At 62.5% G+C, this 16253-nt stretch carries 15 protein-coding genes; 4 read left to right on the top strand and 11 right to left on the bottom strand.

The window, feature by feature from the left end:
* Positions 1–35: 35 nt before the first annotated feature.
* Entirely contained in the window at positions 36–677 is a 642-nt protein-coding gene (locus PQR27_RS28485; protein WP_408526930.1) for a glutathione S-transferase family protein, read from the bottom strand.
* Positions 678–801: 124 nt separating this feature from the next.
* Here PQR27_RS28485 and PQR27_RS28480 point away from each other — a divergent pair, with 124 nt between their 5' ends.
* The gene (locus PQR27_RS28480) at positions 802–1710 is read left to right on the top strand and encodes a LysR family transcriptional regulator (RefSeq protein WP_408526929.1); all 909 of its coding nucleotides are present in this window, start codon (positions 802–804) and stop codon (positions 1708–1710) included.
* Between the two features lie 106 nt (positions 1711–1816).
* On the opposite strand, the gene PQR27_RS28475 is transcribed toward PQR27_RS28480, so the two are convergent.
* From PQR27_RS28475 to PQR27_RS28465, 3 genes are all read right to left on the bottom strand, one after another.
* On the bottom strand, positions 1817–3268 hold the full coding sequence (locus PQR27_RS28475) for a YncE family protein (protein WP_408528328.1): 1452 nt from the start codon (positions 3266–3268) through the stop codon (positions 1817–1819).
* A 23-nt stretch (positions 3269–3291) separates the two neighbouring features.
* Entirely contained in the window at positions 3292–3771 is a 480-nt protein-coding gene (locus tag PQR27_RS28470; RefSeq protein WP_408526928.1) for a DUF305 domain-containing protein, read from the bottom strand.
* 567 nt (positions 3772–4338) lie between these two features.
* Positions 4339–4596 carry a DUF1488 family protein gene (locus tag PQR27_RS28465; RefSeq protein WP_408528327.1) on the bottom strand — a complete coding sequence of 86 codons (258 nt, stop codon included), beginning with the start codon at positions 4594–4596 and terminating at the stop codon, positions 4339–4341.
* Between the two features lie 486 nt (positions 4597–5082).
* Between PQR27_RS28465 and hpnR the strand changes: the two genes are divergently transcribed.
* Positions 5083–6621 carry a hopanoid C-3 methylase HpnR gene (gene hpnR, locus PQR27_RS28460; RefSeq protein WP_408526927.1) on the top strand — a complete coding sequence of 513 codons (1539 nt, stop codon included), beginning with the start codon at positions 5083–5085 and terminating at the stop codon, positions 6619–6621.
* Positions 6622–6704: 83 nt separating this feature from the next.
* On the opposite strand, the gene PQR27_RS28455 is transcribed toward hpnR, so the two are convergent.
* The 7 genes from PQR27_RS28455 to PQR27_RS28425 form a co-directional block, all read right to left on the bottom strand.
* Positions 6705–8096, bottom strand: coding sequence for an LLM class flavin-dependent oxidoreductase (locus PQR27_RS28455; protein ID WP_408526926.1), 1392 nt, complete (start codon positions 8094–8096; stop codon positions 6705–6707).
* Positions 8097–8145: 49 nt separating this feature from the next.
* Positions 8146–8997, bottom strand: coding sequence for an ABC transporter ATP-binding protein (locus PQR27_RS28450; RefSeq protein ID WP_408526925.1), 852 nt, complete (start codon positions 8995–8997; stop codon positions 8146–8148).
* A 64-nt stretch (positions 8998–9061) separates the two neighbouring features.
* Complete coding sequence (locus tag PQR27_RS28445) at positions 9062–9940, bottom strand: ABC transporter permease (RefSeq protein ID WP_408526924.1); 879 nt, start codon at positions 9938–9940, stop codon at positions 9062–9064.
* A 41-nt stretch (positions 9941–9981) separates the two neighbouring features.
* The gene (locus tag PQR27_RS28440) at positions 9982–10836 is read right to left on the bottom strand and encodes an ABC transporter permease (RefSeq protein ID WP_408526923.1); all 855 of its coding nucleotides are present in this window, start codon (positions 10834–10836) and stop codon (positions 9982–9984) included.
* A 16-nt stretch (positions 10837–10852) separates the two neighbouring features.
* Positions 10853–11920, bottom strand: a complete 1068-nt coding sequence (locus PQR27_RS28435; RefSeq protein ID WP_408526922.1) for an ABC transporter substrate-binding protein — start codon at positions 11918–11920, stop codon at positions 10853–10855.
* A 55-nt stretch (positions 11921–11975) separates the two neighbouring features.
* Positions 11976–12923: a TauD/TfdA dioxygenase family protein gene (locus PQR27_RS28430; RefSeq protein WP_408526921.1), complete on the bottom strand. Its 948-nt coding sequence runs from the start codon at positions 12921–12923 to the stop codon at positions 11976–11978.
* Between the two features lie 194 nt (positions 12924–13117).
* Positions 13118–15127, bottom strand: a complete 2010-nt coding sequence (locus PQR27_RS28425; protein ID WP_408528326.1) for a bifunctional DedA family/phosphatase PAP2 family protein — start codon at positions 15125–15127, stop codon at positions 13118–13120.
* A gap of 170 nt (positions 15128–15297) precedes the next feature.
* Here PQR27_RS28425 and PQR27_RS28420 point away from each other — a divergent pair, with 170 nt between their 5' ends.
* On the top strand, positions 15298–15627 hold the full coding sequence (locus tag PQR27_RS28420; RefSeq protein ID WP_408526920.1) for a hypothetical protein: 330 nt from the start codon (positions 15298–15300) through the stop codon (positions 15625–15627).
* 27 nt (positions 15628–15654) lie between these two features.
* Complete coding sequence (locus tag PQR27_RS28415) at positions 15655–16131, top strand: OsmC family protein (protein WP_408526919.1); 477 nt, start codon at positions 15655–15657, stop codon at positions 16129–16131.
* Positions 16132–16253: the final 122 nt, after the last annotated feature.

The following is a 16253-nucleotide window of genomic DNA, read 5'->3' as shown; positions in this document are numbered from 1 at the left end:
GGCGAATCGCGCGGCACCGGTCCGTGCGCGCGCCGTTACTCGGCGAGCAGCCCCGCTTTGGTCGACGGCATCGCGACAAAGCGCGGCAATGCCTCGACGCGGCGCAGCCACGCACGAATGTTCGGATACGGATCGAGCGATACGCCGCCTTCCGGCGCATGCGTGATATACGTGTGCGCCGCGATGTCGGCGATCGTCACGTGTTCGCCGGCCGCGAAACGCTTGTCAGCGAGTTCGCGCTCCAGCACGTCGAACAGCCTGGTGGCGATATTCTGCGCGGTTTCGAGGTGCAGCGGCGCGCCGAATACCGTCACGAGCCGCGCGGCGCACGGGCCGTAGGCGATCTGACCGGCGGCAAGCGAGAGCCAGCGTTGCACCGCCGCGGCGCCCAGTTCGTCTTCCGGCAACCAGGACGGGTCGCCGTAGCGCTTCGCGAGATAAACCAGAATCGCGTTCGAATCGAACAGCACCGTGTCTCCGTCCTCGATCGTCGGCACCTGACCGAACGGATTGAGCTGAAGATATTCAGGGCGGCGGTTGTCGCCGGCGGCCATGTTCAGCTCGACTACTTCGAACGGCAGATCGAGCAGCGTCAGAAACAGCTTGACGCGATGGCCGTGTCCGGAAAGCAGGGTGGTATGCAGACGAATCGGTTGGGCAGGTTTGCGGATGGGCACCGGAAGAGTCCTTTGGAAAAGCGAGCGGCTTCAAATGAGAATGAGCACAGGGTACCGGCCGCCGCCTCGCGCGAGAAGACTGATAAGCTTCGAAACATAGTCAATCGAAAGTGGACAATCCACCATGGCAGATGTGCGGGACGTCAATCTGAACCGGCTGGCGATTTATGTGGCGGTGGTCGAGGCGGGCTCGCTGACTGCGGCGGCGGGGCGCCTCGGGCTCGCGAAAGCGATGGTCAGCACACACATTCAGCGTCTCGAACGGGAAGTCGGCGCCAGCCTGCTGGTGCGAACCACACGGCAGCTCAGGGTGACTGAAAGCGGCCGCGCGTTTTACGACGCGAGTTGCCGAATCCTGCAGGCGACGGAAGAGGCGCTGTCGGCGGTATCGGGCGCCAGCGCGCCCGTGCGCGGCACCTTGCGCGTGAGCGCGCCGAACGACTACGGCACGCTCGTGGTCGCACCGGCGCTGGTCGATCTGCGCCACGCCTATCCGGAACTCAACGTCGAACTGATTTGCAACGACCGTTACGTCGATCTGATCGCGGACGGCATCGACATCGCGATTCGCCTCGGCCGGCTCGCCGATTCGAACTATCGGGCGGTGGCAATTGGCGGCTTCGTCAAATGGGTCGTGGCGAGTCCCGCTTTCGTGAAGAAATGGGGGAAACCGCGCTCGCCGGCTGCGCTGGCGAAATGGCCTTTTGTGGCGCTGTCGGTGCTGCCGCATCCGCTGACGCTCGAATTGCAACGCAGCAATGGCGACGTGACGAGCGTGCGCTGCGGCAGCGAATTGCTCGTCAATACCGCCGACGCCGCGCGCGCAGCCACGCTGTCAGGCGGTGGCTTCGGTGTGCTGACAGACTTCTCCATCGCGGCGGACGTGGAGGCCGGGCGCCTCGTGCGCCTGTTGCCCGACTGGACGACGGCGCCCGCGGGCATTCATGTGGTGTGTCCGCCGAGCGGTTATCCGTCGGCGAAAGTGCGCGCCCTGATCGATGTTTTCAGGGCGCGGCTCGCAGTGCCCTCCTGATGCGTTTGGGCAGCGCGGCGCCCATGCCCGGCAACTCGGTTCGCAAGGGCGGGCGCGGGGCGCGTCCGCGGTCGAGCGGGATACTTGTACCCACACGCGGCGTCCTTTAAAGCGCTTGCACCTGAACCGGCGCACCCGGTTTGCCCGCCACTTGCGGGGCAATCACGAGGTAGCGACGTTTATCGCCTCCGGGATTCGTCCCGGGGGTCACGACCTGACGGATCTGACCTATCGTATTGACGATCGCGGAGCCGGCCGGGTTAGTCATAAAGCTGGCGAGGCCTGTCAGGTTGCCGCTGCCGTCAGGACTGTCCGATAAGGCGAGCACATAGGGCTGTCTCGCCTGCAGGCCGGTGACTGCCGCCTGAAGGACCTGCAGCAGGCCCTGGTCGAACAACGCGACGGTGGTGGGCGGATTCGCGGCGTCCGCTGGCTTGCCCGCGCCAACCGGCACCAGCGCAAGATGGGCGGTTTGTCCCGCCACCCCGAGCGCTTGCGTATTCTCCATCCCGTCGCCTTCTGGCACCGCGTTCGGAACATAGGCGACGGCTTGTGGGGCTTGACCGATCGGTACAGTGGCAATGACCTTGTTGGTCAGCGTGTCGATCGCTGTCATTGCATCGGCGTTTTCAAGGCCGACATAGACACGGCTCCCGTCGCCTGACGGCCAGATGCCGTGCGGCAGATTTCCAACGGGGATCGTTGCGACCTGCGAGAAGTCGTCGGTTCGGAACACCTTGACCTGGTTCAGTCCGCCCACTGTCACGTATGCAAACATGCCGTTGGCGTTCCGCACAATGTTCACGTGATTCGTGATCGGACCCGTATCGAGCGTCTTGAGCAACGCGAAAGGCGGCCGGGCATCGAACACCTGAGTTTTGCCTACGTCCTTGAGCGTGAACCAGACTTGTTTTCCATCGGGTGTTGCAGCCAGATCGGGGCAGAACGGGCTAGCCTGTTTCACCCTGGCGACGATCTTGTGGTCGGCCACCGTGATGACTTCGGTCTCCGGGTTGAACGACGAACAGACGTATCCATACTTGCCGTCGGGGGAAAAAATCTGCATGCCAGGTCCAGCAGGCACCGTGATGCGGGTCTTTTCCTCGAAGGTGTTGGCGTCGAGCACATCAACGTAGTTTTCCCCGCGCACGGTGACCCACACTTCGCTGCCGTCCGGTGTGAAGAAGGCTTCATGAGGCGAACGTCCAACATACGTTGTGTGCTTCACGGCATTAGTCTGTGTGTCGATGAAAGTCACCGAATTGGAGCCGATCGACACCACAGCTAACGTGCGATGGTTTGGCGAATAGCCCATGCCATGGACCAGAACCTGGCCTTTGTAAAGCGGACTGAAGTTGCCCGGTGAAGGATCACCCAGACGAATCACGCCTATCAGCCGGTTGTCGGCCGGATCGGTCACGGACACCGTATTCGAGAACTGTTCCGCGGCGTAGACGCGATCTCGATGGCTCACCGGTATATCCGGATCGGACAGTGAGCCTGGCGCCTGCCCAGCCCACGAAAATTGGGCAACGGCCATCGCGGTGGCCGTCAGCATGATGGCGAGAACGGACGTGCGTTTCATTGCGGCTCCCTATGCAGGTTCATTTGCATGCTGTCAGGGGACGGCGGATCGCCCGCCTTCGGTGAGGGATCCGGCATGGCCGGCTGATCGGGTGCAGGTGCGGAAGGTGGAAGCGGCTGACCGAGTGCGAGTCGCATCGCGACAATTTCCTGCTGCTGGTCGACGACGATTTCCTGTGCAAGCCGTCGCAATTGCTCGTTGTGGCCATAACGCAGTTCGGCCTGCGCCATGTCGATGGCGCCCTGATGGTGCGGAACCATCATCGCAACGAAATCCTCGTCGACATTCCCCGTGGGCCTGATTGACATGTGATTCATCATCATTGTCATTGCTTCGTCGTTCTGCGAGAGAAAATGTGCCTCGTCAGTGCTGTCGCCGGCTTGTCCGGCGGCGATCCCGACCAGAGGGACATTCAACGCTGTCAGCACGGCGACAATGACGGTCGAAAAGGAGATCGAGCGGAAAATGGAGGGCATGTCGACGCAATCCCTGAGGACGGCCCGGTGGCCATTGATATTGATGGAGCAAACACCGGTACACGGTGAGTGATTCCAGTCACTTGGAGATTTCCACAGGGTGCAATAGCACCGTATGGCAATTCAGGCCATCGCGCTAGTAAGACGCTTTGCCGGAGAGGGGAGCTTGCTGAAGTGATGACCGAGCGGGGGTTCTCGCTGGCGCGCAGAGCCATGCGCGGGGGAAGCGGCGCTTCATGGAGCGCGCTACACCGGATTAGCTATGCGCGCCGGGGTGACGCACACGTGTACGGGCGTTCCATATTCCTAACGACGTCCAGACTCGCTTGCCCCAAGGCTTCGGTGGCCCTTCCGCACTGAGCGCCTCCGCATCCTGCATTGGCGCGATAGCCGCGCCATGCTCGGGTGCGGGCGACGCTATCTCTCTGCGTTTCCTGTTTTCCTCAATTTCTTCCTTGTTTACCTGGTCATCAATCATGATGCTTTCCCACTTTTAGAAGAATTGGTCTGCGCACGGGGTTTTCGTTCCGCGCGTGGCGCGGCGCGACAGCGACTGTCGACTCAAGCTCACGAAATCGAATAGCGATTCTGCGGTCCGCCGACATACAGCTTCTTGGCGATCTCGAGAACCTTTTCGCGAAACTCGTCAAAGACACCCAGCACCGACAGTTCGTCGGATCCAACGCCAGGTTGCAGATTTCTGAGCATGGCGTCATCGACCATGAAGGTGATTTCGCGCGAATTGTCATACCCCCAGAAACACACGCAATGTCGGGAGGCGTCGTAACTACGGCTGGGATTGGGAAATTGAAGCACCGCGATCAGCTTTTCTCGCCCACAGCCGAATAGCGCCACTTACTGGCGTTGGAATCGATCGTGGCGTAACTGACGCGTCTCTTCTCTGCTCGCAGAGCATCCGCCGTGTCGAGTAGATGGGCGCGCGTCCTGCGTTCGACGGCGTACTCGCTCTCGCTGCCATGTGCAGCTTGAGCAGGTTTGAATGGCGATCGCATGATAGAACTCCAAAGCGGGAGATCGCTCATTAGCGACCAGTTTGCCTACTGTATACCCTTTACGTTGCACCAACGTCTTTATTTACTTGAATGCATTGGCGTTCAGTTTTCCGAAACGTTCGGATGCGCGATGGCCGCACGCCGTTTTCGTCGTGCTTGCCTCTATGCGCCAGTTCTCACCGTGGCAGCAGCGATTGGTCTGACTATTACTACTTCGCCGAGCGGCGTACGAGCACGCTGCGCCAATGGCCAGTAGAATCATAAGGAGCCGCCCGCGGTGGCATCAGCAGGAGATCTCATGAAGGTGCTCGCCGTACACCCCAGTGGCTTGATGTACACCCGCGTATTTCTGCGACTCGAACCGCTCGGTCTGGAGACCGTTGCGGCCGTCATTCGCGAGGCGGGGCACGATGTGCGGCTGCTCGACCTGCAGGTCGAATCGCATCGCGATCTGGACAGGCTGATTCGCAAATGGCGTCCCGATGTCGTGTGCTTCTCCGGCAACTATCTTGCCAACATTCCCGAAATCATCGATCTGTCGAAAGCGATCAAGGCGCAATGGCCCACGTGCTTCGTGTTCGTCGGCGGGCATAGCGCGTCTTTCACCGCGGCCGATATGCTCAGGCACGCCGACGGCTCGATCGACTGCGTGCTGAAGGGCGAGGGCGAGGCGAAGGTCGTCGAGTTGCTGAATGCCGTTGCGCGCCACGCCGATCTGCTGTCGATACCGGGCGTCGTGACCCGCGACGGCGAAGGGCCGCCGCCCGGCTTCACCGAAAGCCTCGATCAGGTTCGCCCCGCGCGCGATCTGCTGCGGCATCGGCGTAAATATTTCATCGGCGTGCTGGACCCGTGCGCATCGATCGAATTCGCGCGCGGCTGCCCGTGGGATTGCACGTTCTGCAGCGCGTGGACATTCTATGGACGCAGCTATCGTTCGCGCAGCCCGGAAGTGGTTGCCGAGGAACTGGCGTCGATTCGCGAGCCAGGCGTCTTTATCGTCGACGACGTCGCATTCGTGCATGCGGACCACGGCATGGCGATCGGCGGCGAGATCGAGCGGCGCGGCATCCATAAAAAGTACTATCTCGAGACGCGCGGCGACGTGCTGTTGCGCAACAAAGAAGTATTCGAGTACTGGCGCAAGCTGGGCCTGCAATACATGTTCATCGGCATGGAGGCGATCGATGCCGAAGGACTCAAGGCGTTTCGCAAGCGCATCGATCTCGACAAGAATTTCGAGGCGCTCGCGTTCGCACGCTCGCTCGGCATCACGGTCGCGATCAATCTGATCGCCGATCCCGACTGGGATCATGACCGCTTCGAAGCGATCAGGCAGTGGTGCCTGGAGATTCCCGAGATCGTCAATATCAGCGTGAATACGCCTTATCCGGGCACGGAAATCTGGCTGCGCGAGCATCGCCAGTTGACGAGCCTCGATTACCGGCTCTACGACATTCAGCATGCCGTACTGCCGACGAAGCTGCCGTTGCCTGAGTTCTATCGCGAGCTGGTGCGCACGCAGCAGGTGCTCAACCACAAGCATCTTGGCTGGACCGCGCTGCGGGGCGCGGCAAGCGAAGCGGCGCATTTGCTGATGCACGGACAAACGAACTTTGTGCGGATGCTATGGCGCTTCAACTCCGTGTTCAATCCGAACCTGCAATTGAGCGACCACGCGCGCGAAGTGCGTTACTCGATGACGCCGCCTGCCGCGTCGACCGAGCACGCCAGTGTCAAGATGCTCCACGTGCATGGTCCGGCCGGACGCAAGGGCCGCAAGCTTGATGACGCAACGGAGCATTTCGTCGACGAAACCCGCATGGGGGCGGGCTGAAAAAGGGGCGCCTCAGCGAAGTCGCATTGCTGCATGACTTCGCCGGCGACCTTGCGGAAGCAAGCGCCCCTAGCCCCTATACACTATGAATTACCGTAGCGCAGCGCATCCCGTTGCGAGTCCGCATAGCGGTTCGCGGGCCGCGGCAAGCCGAGATTCTCGCGCAGCGTGCTTCCCTCGTATTCGGTGCGGAACAGTCCGCGCCGTTGCAGTTCCGGCACCACCTGTTCCGCGAACTCCGTCAAGCCGCCTGGCAGCCAGGGCGACATGATGTTGAAGCCATCGGCGCCTTCCTCTTCGAACCACTGTTGCAGCTGATCCGCGATGCTTTGCGGCGTGCCCACCACCTGCTGGTGGCCGCGCGCACCGGCGATGCGAAGATACAGATCACGGATGGTCAGGTTATCGCGCCGGGCAAGATCGAACAGCAAGCGCTGGCGACTTTTGCCACCGTTGGTTTCGGGCAGTTCGGGCAAAGGCCCGTCGAGCGGGTACTGGGACAAGTCGACGCCGCCCGACATGTTCGACAGCAGCGACAGGCCGACTTCCGGATGAATCAGATCCTGCAGCGCGGCGAATTTCGCGTCGGCTTCTTCCTGGGTGCGGCCGACAATCGGAAAAATGCCCGGCATGATCTTCAGATGATCCGGCGCGCGTCCGTACTTCGCGAGCCGGCCTTTGACGTCGCGATAGAACGACTGCGCTTCTTCGAGCGTCTGATGCGCGACGAAGATCACCTCCGCGGTTTGCGCGGCGAGTTCACGGCCCGCTTCCGAGGCGCCGGCCTGCACGACGACCGGCCAGCCCTGCGGCGAGCGCGCGACGTTCAGCGGTCCGCGCACCTTGAAGTGCTTGCCTGCGTGCCCGAGCACGTGCAGCTTGTGCGGGTCGAAGTATTGACCGCTTTCCTTGTCGCGGATAAACGCATCGTCCTCCCAGCTATCCCACAGGCCCGACACTACGTCATAGAACTCGCGTGCGCGTTCGTAGCGGACCGCATGATCGGGGTGGCGTTCGAAACTGAAATTGAGCGCCTCGGATTCGGTGCTCGACGTGACGAGGTTCCAGCCCGAGCGTCCACCACTCAGATGATCGAGCGACGCGAATTTGCGCGCGAGGTTGTACGGTTCGTTGAAGGTGGTGGACACGGTCGCGATCAGGCCGATGTGTTTCGTTACGACCGACAGCGCGGAGAGCAGCGTCAAGGGTTCGAAATGATCGGCGCGCGCCGTGCGTGAGAGCGACGCCAGATTCGTGTCGCGCACGCTCACGCTGTCGGCGAAAAAGATCGTGTCGAATTTGGCCCGCTCGGCGATTTGCGCGACCTCCGCGTAATGCGCGAAGTCGAGTCCGCCGCCCGCGTGCGCATCCGGATGCCGCCATGCGGCGATATGATGGCCGGTCTCCATCAGGAAAGCGCCCAGCCTGATCTGTCGCTTCGGTTGTTGCTGTTTTCCCTGTTTGCCGCCGCTCATCGTCTGCTCCGTGAAGTGGTGTTTGTATGCATGGGTGACGCGGCGTGCGTCACCAGGCGAGCCGCCATTCGGTGATCGGTGGACTTGCCACCGGGATGCGCGTGCCGCCGTTCGGCTTATCGTTACGATCGCCGGCGTGTTCGGCGAAATCGGCCAGCACTTCGTCGCGTAATTGAACGAAGCGGGGATCGTGGCGTTCGCGTGGACGCGGTAGCGCGACATCGACGATCCGTTTGATGCGGCCCGGCCGCGGCGCCATCGTGACGACGCGGTCGCCAAGGTAGAGCGCCTCGTCGACGTCGTGCGTGACGAGAATCATCGTGATGCGCTCGTGTTCCCAGATGCGCTGCAACTCGTTTTGCAAGCGGCCGCGCGTGAGCGCGTCGAGCGCACCGAACGGCTCGTCGAGCAGCAGCACGCGTGGACGGTTCACGAGACCGCGCGCGATCGCGACACGCTGCGCCATTCCGCCCGACAACTGATGCGGGTACGCATGTTCGAAACCGTTCAGGCCGACCAGCGCGATATGTTGCGCTACGGCGTCGCGTTTCTCGTGTGTCGATAAAGGCGCGTTGCGCAGCGCTGCAAGAATGTTCTGCGCTGCGGTGAGCCACGGAAACAGGCGATGGTCCTGGAATACGATGCCCCGTTCGAGCGATGTATCGCGTACCTTTTCGCCCGCGACGACGATATCGCCGCTGTAGTCCGTATCCAGGCCCGCAATCAGCCGCAGCAGTGTCGACTTGCCGCAGCCGCTCGAGCCGAGCACGCTGACGAATTCGCCGGGGCGCACACGCAGGCTGATGTCGTCGAGCACGGCGAGCGGCGTGCCGTCCTGCTGTGCATAGCGCTTGCTGACGCGAAGAATGTCGAGGCCTTCGGAAAGCGTCGAAGAAGCCATGGGCGGTTCCGGTGGAGAGAGTGAAGGTGCCTGAAGTTGCGTGAGAGTGCGTGAAGGTGCGTGGTCAGCGGGCGGCTGACTGGAAGCGGCGCGCAAAGATCGCGCGCTCCACGGCGCGCGCCAGCGCGTTGAGCCCCCAGCCGGTCACGCCGACGACGATCACGCCGAACAGCACCAGGTCCATGCGGAACTGTTCGCTGCCGTCGATCAGCGTGTTGCCGATGCCGCTGCCAGCCACCAGCAGATATTCGGCGCCGAGCGTGGCGAGCCACGAATAGATCAACGCGAGGTAAATGCCGGTGAAGATCGACGGTAGCGCGGCCGGAAGAATCACGGCGCGGATGAGTTGCCATCGCGAGTAGCGGAAGGCGCGCGCGACTTCGATATAGGCGCGCGGTACCGCATGGATGCCGTCGCACGTGTGGGCGGCGACCGGCAGCAACGCGGCGAGCGAGAGGAAGACGACTTTCGCGGCGTCGCCGAGACCGAACCACACCGAAATCAAGGGAATCCATGCAAACAGCGAGATCTGTTTGAACGTGTCGAAGCTCGGCCCGATCATGCGCGCGGCGATCCGCGAAAAGCCCAGGGCGCTGCCTAGCAGCAGCCCGCCCAGCGCGCCGATCACGAAGCCGCTCGCTTCGCGTGCGAGCGAGGCGGAGAGGGCCTTGAGCAGCGCGCCGCTGACGATCTGCTGCCATGCGGTGGCGAGAACCTGCGCGGGACTCACCAGCAAGCCGCTTTTGATCACGTGCGCTTCCGAGACGGCCCACCAGATCGCAATCGCGGCAATGGGCAACACGGCGCCGCGCCAGTCGACACGTGCGAGCAGCGGTCGGCGGGGACGCGCCGCGCGCTGGAACGCAGCGGGCGCGTTGCAGTCGCAGGACGCGACGGCGGAGGGACCGGGCCGCTTGAAGCGTTTGAATAAAGCGAGACTCATCGTGAATTCCTTAGTACGGCGCATGGCACCCGTTGCTGCGGTTACTCGCGAAACGCCGACGGCTGTCCGCGCCGCAAACGCGCTTCAAGTGCGTCGAGCAACCGGTTCATCGCGTAACCAATGGCACCCACCACGACCACCGACGCCATCACCAGATCGAGCTGAAACAGCTGCCTGCCGTAGACGATCAGATAGCCGAGCCCTTCGGATGACGCCACCAGTTCGACGACCACCAGCGCGAGCCAGGCCTTGGTGAACGCGAGCCGTACGCCGGTGGCGAGCGTTGGCACGGCGGCGGGCAGCACGAGATAAACGATGCGTTGCCAGCCGCTGTATTCGAATACGCGCGCGACCTCGTCGAGCGTGGCGGGCGTTTGTCTGAATCCCTGGAGCGTGCTCAAGGTGACCGGAACCAGCGCTGCATGCGCGATAAGGATGTATTTCAGCGGTTCACCGACGCCGACGAGCAGCAGCAGAAACGGCAGCCAGCCGAGCACCGGAATCTGCACGAGCGCATTGAAGCTCGGCAGCACGTAGGCTTCGACAGTGCGGGATAGACCCAGCGCCGCGCCGAGCGCGAAGCCGAGCAGCGTGCCGGCGCCGAAGCCGAGCAGCACGCGCTGCAGACTGATCAGCGTATTGCTCGCAAGATCGCCGCTCTTCTCCAGATCCACGAACGTGTCGAGCACACGCGCCGGCGGCGGCAGAATTTGCGGGGCGATCCAGCCGCGCTCGCTTCCCGCCGCCCATAAGGCGAGCAACAGGGCAGGCAGCACCCATGGCGCGAGTCGCCAGGCAAGTGCACGCAATCGTGGATTGCGATGCAGAGGCGCGCGGTGCGCGACGTCCGCAGGGCCAAGCCGCTGGCTTTCTACGGTGATTGCGGTTTCGCTCATCGTGATCGTTCCGGTGTTAGCCGAGCGGTTTGCCGGCGGCGTCGTAGCGCGTCCAGTAGTGGTCGAGCTGTTGTCCGCGCAGCGCGTTGTCGAGGTATTTCGTTTCGAACCAGCTATCGACATCGACCGGCTGGCGGATCAGTTTGAGTTTCAGTGCATCCGCCGCGACGGCTTTATAGCGCGCGACGATGAACGGGTCGATCAGCGGCGAATTGCGGTCTTTCAGGCGTTGATTCGCATATTCGGCTTGCCAGGACGAATAGGGCACGCCGCTTTGGGCCCACAGCTTGAAGAGCGCGTCGCGGTTCGCTTCGTCGGACGACCACTGCGCACCTTTGACCAGCACGTTGACGACGCGCTGCACGATATCCGGATGCGCGTGATCGAAGTTGTCGAGTACCAGCAGATGCGCCTGACGCGTGAGCTGCGGTCCATCGTTCTGCGATTCGTAGACGATCTTCGCGAGCCCCTGATCGCGCAGCTTGTACAGGTGGTAATCGTTGACCGACGCATCGATTCCTTTGGACGCCAGCGCGGCAAGCGAACTCGCGTTATCGAGATTGATCACGCGCAGATCGCGCTCATCGAGCTGGTTGGCGGCGAGCGCATTGTCCGCGACGAGCTGCAGGTTGGTGCCGCGAAAGATCGACACGCGCCGGCCTTTGAGGTCCTTGATCGAGCGGATATCCGAATCGGCGGGAACGGCGACCTTGACGCCGGCGCGTACTCCCGAGGCGAGCAGCAGGTGCGTCTTCAGGCCGTTGGCGCGGCCGAGCACCGCGGGCAGATCGCCCTGATACGCGAAGTCGAGCGAGTTATTGGCGATCGCTTCGTTGACCGCGGGACCGGCGCCCTTGAAGAACAGCCATTCGACCTTGATGCCATCGGCAGCGAATTCTTTTTCGAGCAACTGTTGCAGTTGCACGGTGGCCGCCGGTGAGCCGCCGAACGTAGGGGGATCGCCGGTGCCTTGCTGCGCGACGCCGATGCGAATCACAGCGGGTTTCTCGGCATAGGCGTGAACCGCGGCGAACGACAGGGTCGCCACGACGACAAGGGATTGCAGCAGACGGAAATAGCGCATGCGGAAATGGGAGTAAGAACGGCGGAAGAAAAGGGCGAAATGAAGGATGCGTTGCTCAGTTCAGCGCGAGCGCGGCGGCGGCGCCGACAGGCGAGCCTTCTATCGCGACAGATGCTTCGCCGTCAGGCCCCACGGGTACATCGCCCAGGAGCGTCGTGCGATACAGCTGCCGGTCGAAGTCGAGATCGAAAATATCGGTGGGCGCAAGGTGAGCGGTGGCGCGGTTGTCCCAGAAGGCGATGCTGCCGGCTTCCCACTTGAAGCGCACAGTGAATTCCGGCCGCGTGACGTGCTCCCAGAGCAGTTCGAGTAGCGCCTGACTTTCGCGCGGGGTGACGCCCGCTATCGATTTGAGAAAACTCGGGCTGACGTAGAGCGCCCGTTCGCCCGTTTCGGGGTGGACACGCACCAGCGGATGTTCAGTGACGAGCGCGCGCTGCTCGACGGCTTTGACAAAGGCGTCCGTACCGCTTGCGCCGGCTGGCGGAGTGAAGCGGTGAATGCCGCGCAGACCGTCGACGAATGCCCGCAGCGGCGCAGATAGCTTCTGATAGGCGGCCACCAGGTTGGTCCACTGCGTGTCGCCGCCATAAGGTGGGATGGTCACCCCGCGCAGGATCGACGCCCATGGAGGATTGATGGCCGCGGTCACGTCCGTGTGCCAGCCGGTCCACGGACGCAGCAGTGCCTGACCTTCAAAGCGCGTGGCCTTGCGGTACTTTGAGATCGAATAGATTTCCGGATGGTCGTCCACATGACCGAACACCGGGTGCCCCAAGGTCAGTTCGCCGAACTGCGCCGAGAAAGCAATGTGCTGCTCGTGCGTCAGAAACTGCTCGCGAAAGAACACGACTCGCCACTTCAGCAACGCAGCGCGAATCTCCGCGACCTGACTCGCGCTGAGCTCCTGGGTGAGATCGACACCGTGGATTTCCGCGCCGATGTGCGCGGAAAGCGGTTTGATTTCGATCGACTGCACTGCCTGCAATGCTGCTGCGCTCATGCAAGACTCCTGACGAATGACGTTCAATGACGGCTTTAACGACGACCGGCATTACACGTTAAATTCGTCAGCGCTCGAATCCAACCAATCTTTGCAACTAAGAAAATCAGCAAAAATTCGAAGTTCGCCGCGCGCATGTCACCATCCGCTGGATTGCGGGAATTGGCGGCTGGAGCGGATAAACCGGCAAAAGCTCATCGTTTCACCGGCGAGGCCAGCAGCGACACCGGCACTCCATGACAACTCACCCTCGCCACGATCATCGCACCGAGGCCGGCGGCCGATCTGCTGTGAGCATCGAGCGGCGTCACTTCCCGGTCGACCCGCAGAATGTTCAGCGGCCACGAGGCGCGGGCGAGCCGTTCATGCGCGAGGGCCCCGACCCATAGCGGCGTGGCTGACACGCCGTTCTCCACCGCATAGCCGCTCGGCCAGAAGCGCAGGACGTCGCGTTCGTCGCGAGTGTCGCCGGGACGCATGAACACGACCGACGAGGGCACGCCATTGTTCAGCTTCGGCAGCACCGGCAGCGACACCGCCGCGACGTTCGGCGAGGCCAGCGAGAGCAGACTGTGCGGCGACAGGTCGGTGCCTTCAATCCACCCCTGGGCGCGCAGCTGACCCCGGATCGAATCGAGATTCGATACCCACTGCAGCGTCAGCGGCTCCTTGTGATCGCCACCCATGTCCGAGCGATAACACGGCAGGCTCTTCCATAGGGAGACGGTCCACTGCGATTGCGTGACCAGCACCGGCGGCGGGCGCCGCATGCTATCGGGCTGCGCGGCTGGCGGATGGACAGTGAGCTGGACGCCCACGCTTATTAACGTCACCAGCAGGATCACGACCGGCATGAAGGTGCGTGCCGGTGGCGTTTCGGGATGCCGCCAGATTGCTGTCAACGCGACGATGGCCACCCAGATGTAGGCGAGCGCAGCGCCGCCAATGGCATCGGAGACCCAGAATCTGCCGAAGTAAAGTCCCGCCAGCGCGACCACGATCACGACGATCGTGCTGACCGTCGCCACAAGCAAGCCCTCCGCCATGCCGACCCGCCGCGCCAGCAGAAACGCCAGAAAGCCGTACACGATCACGGTTGCGGCAACGTGATTGCTCGGAAACACGTAGGCGCCGGAGATGAGTTCGTCGGGCGGCGCCCGGTGCATCGCGAACTGCAGCGCGAAGATCAGCAATTGGGAAAATACCACCGCGGCCAGCCAGTAGCCGATGGTGTGCCAGAGCCGTTCCCACAGCATCCATATCACGACCGTCAGGATCACCGTAGCCAGCGTCACGATGCTGCCGAGCGTTGCGAGCCCGGCGAGAACCGTATCGCCCCATGGCGTGCGGACCGATTGCAGGAAGTGATAGACGGATAGATCGACGTGCACGAGTGGATCGCCGCTCATCACGTCTTCAAGGACGCCGAAGAAAAGCGCGCCGGCAAGCAGCACGAACAACGACGTCAGCAGGATGCTGCTGGCGTCCGGCTGGGCCGGGTCGAGCATGTGCCGCGCGAACCGGCCGACCGGGCCGGGGTGTCGGCAGGCCCAGCTTCCCACATAGCGGCCCGCCGCGCCCGACCACGCATTGGCGTGCGCCAGCAGCAGGCGGGTGGCGCGAAAGCTCAGCCAGACAATCCCCACCAGCAGCGCGATGATGACCACGAGCCGGAACGACACCGCGCCCGCCAGCAGAACCGACGCGCCGAATACCACGCCCGGCAGGATATGCGCGGGCGCCCACAGCAGCGCCGACAGCACATTCATGGCGTAGAAGCGCACCGGCGGCATGCTCATCATGCCCGCCACCACCGGTACGATCGCCCTCAATGGTCCGACGAAGCGGGCGAACACGACGCTCTTCGCGCCATGTTTCTGAAAGAAGCGATGACCCGCGTCCATGACTTGCGGGTGGGTGCGGAACGGCCATGCCTGGACAATCCGTTCCTTGTAGCGGCTGCCGAGCCAGAAGCTCATGCCGTCCCCGGCGATCGCACCGACGACCGCCCACGCGAGCGCCCAGCCGAGGCTCAGCGAACCGGTGCCGATGAGGGCGCCGGCCAGGAACATGGCCGTGCTCCCTGGGATGAAGGTGCCGATGACAGCGATGGCTTCGAGAAACGCCGCGAGGAAAATGACCGTGAGCATCCAGCCCGGATGGCCGGCAAGCAGATGCAAGAGGTGGATGTAGGCATGCTCCATCGTGCGCGATCGGCCGTTCTGGCGTAACGATTGATAATAGCGCGCAAGGTAGTCATCCTGCATGCACAAGCATTTCGTCTGTGAATTCGCCTTAAGGGTTGCGCGCGCGACGGCAATGCCATGAAATAGATGCTTCGGTCGGGAGATTCGGCGAGGTGAGGGAGTCGGCTATGAAAATCGTGACGGGCGGTTGGGCGGGGTTGGCGCTGATCATCGGTCTGACCGGTAGCGCTTATGCCCAGTCGGGCAACCCTGGCGGCAATGGTCTGAACGGCGCTCAGTCCGGCGCGGCCAATAGCGCAGGAGCGGGCTTCGGCACGGGCTTGAGTACGAGCACCAATCCCGGCGCGGGTCTCACGCCTGATGTCGCGGGAACCGGGATGAGAAACAGCGGCTCGGGTCCGGCGCAGAGCAATATGAGAGCGAATGGCACGAGCCTCGATACGAACCCGGACCCTCGCGCGCCGAATGTGACAGGAAGGCCAGCGCCGCCGCGCTAGGCTCAGGCGCATCATCAAGGAGATTGCATGGCACACGGCGAACATAAATACGAGGTATTAGTGCAGTGGACCGGCAACCGCGGAAGCGGCACGTCGGGATACCGCGACTACGGGCGCGATCACGTGATTACGGCGGGCAGCAAGCCCGCCATTCCGGGTTCATCGGATCCGGCGTTTCTCGGCGACGCGAATCGCTGGAATCCTGAAGACCTGCTGGTGGCCTCGGCCTCGGCATGCCACAAACTCTGGTATCTGCATCTGTGCGCGGAGGCCGGCATCGTCGTTCTGCAGTATCTGGACCGCGCCGAAGGCACGATGCTCGACAGTCCGAAGCAGGGCAGTTTTTCGCAGATCGTGCTGCATCCCCACGCCGTCATTCAGGCCGGCGGCGATCTGGCTCTCGCCGAGCATCTGCATCATGTGGCCCACGAGAAATGCTATGTCGCGAACTCGGTCAACTTTCCGATCCGCTGTGAGCCGACTTTTTCCACGCATGCCGTCTGACAATTGAGTAGCCGCGCGAACCTTGTGTGCAATGCACAATGTCATCAGAAATGATGGATTTATCGAAATAAAAAAACTTGCATTTCGCGCGGGAAAAGCTACCTTCAATAAACAAAATCGCT

Origin of the sequence: Paraburkholderia fungorum (genome assembly GCF_046027215.1) — a bacterium.
Taxonomy (GTDB): Bacteria; Pseudomonadota; Gammaproteobacteria; order Burkholderiales; family Burkholderiaceae; genus Paraburkholderia; species Paraburkholderia fungorum_D.
This window is presented reverse-complemented; position numbering and strand designations above follow the sequence as displayed.

Bases quoted from the DNA above. Each gene is read 5' to 3' on its own strand.
- PQR27_RS28435 (WP_408526922.1), bottom strand. From the start codon at position 11,920: ATGCGCTATTTCCGTCTGCTGCAATCCCTTGTCGTCGTGGCGACCCTG.
- PQR27_RS28475 (WP_408528328.1), bottom strand. From the start codon at position 3,268: ATGCTGACGGCCACCGCGATGGCCGTTGCCCAATTTTCGTGGGCTGGG.
- PQR27_RS28480 (WP_408526929.1), top strand. From the start codon at position 802: ATGGCAGATGTGCGGGACGTCAATCTGAACCGGCTGGCGATTTATGTG.
- PQR27_RS28440 (WP_408526923.1), bottom strand. From the start codon at position 10,836: ATGAGCGAAACCGCAATCACCGTAGAAAGCCAGCGGCTTGGCCCTGCG.
- PQR27_RS28445 (WP_408526924.1), bottom strand. From the start codon at position 9,940: ATGAGTCTCGCTTTATTCAAACGCTTCAAGCGGCCCGGTCCCTCCGCC.
- PQR27_RS28425 (WP_408528326.1), bottom strand. From the start codon at position 15,127: ATGGAGCATGCCTACATCCACCTCTTGCATCTGCTTGCCGGCCATCCG.
- PQR27_RS28420 (WP_408526920.1), top strand. From the start codon at position 15,298: ATGAAAATCGTGACGGGCGGTTGGGCGGGGTTGGCGCTGATCATCGGT.
- PQR27_RS28470 (WP_408526928.1), bottom strand. From the start codon at position 3,771: ATGCCCTCCATTTTCCGCTCGATCTCCTTTTCGACCGTCATTGTCGCC.
- hpnR (WP_408526927.1), top strand. From the start codon at position 5,083: ATGAAGGTGCTCGCCGTACACCCCAGTGGCTTGATGTACACCCGCGTA.
- PQR27_RS28430 (WP_408526921.1), bottom strand. From the start codon at position 12,923: ATGAGCGCAGCAGCATTGCAGGCAGTGCAGTCGATCGAAATCAAACCG.
- PQR27_RS28415 (WP_408526919.1), top strand. From the start codon at position 15,655: ATGGCACACGGCGAACATAAATACGAGGTATTAGTGCAGTGGACCGGC.
- PQR27_RS28455 (WP_408526926.1), bottom strand. From the start codon at position 8,096: ATGAGCGGCGGCAAACAGGGAAAACAGCAACAACCGAAGCGACAGATC.
- PQR27_RS28450 (WP_408526925.1), bottom strand. From the start codon at position 8,997: ATGGCTTCTTCGACGCTTTCCGAAGGCCTCGACATTCTTCGCGTCAGC.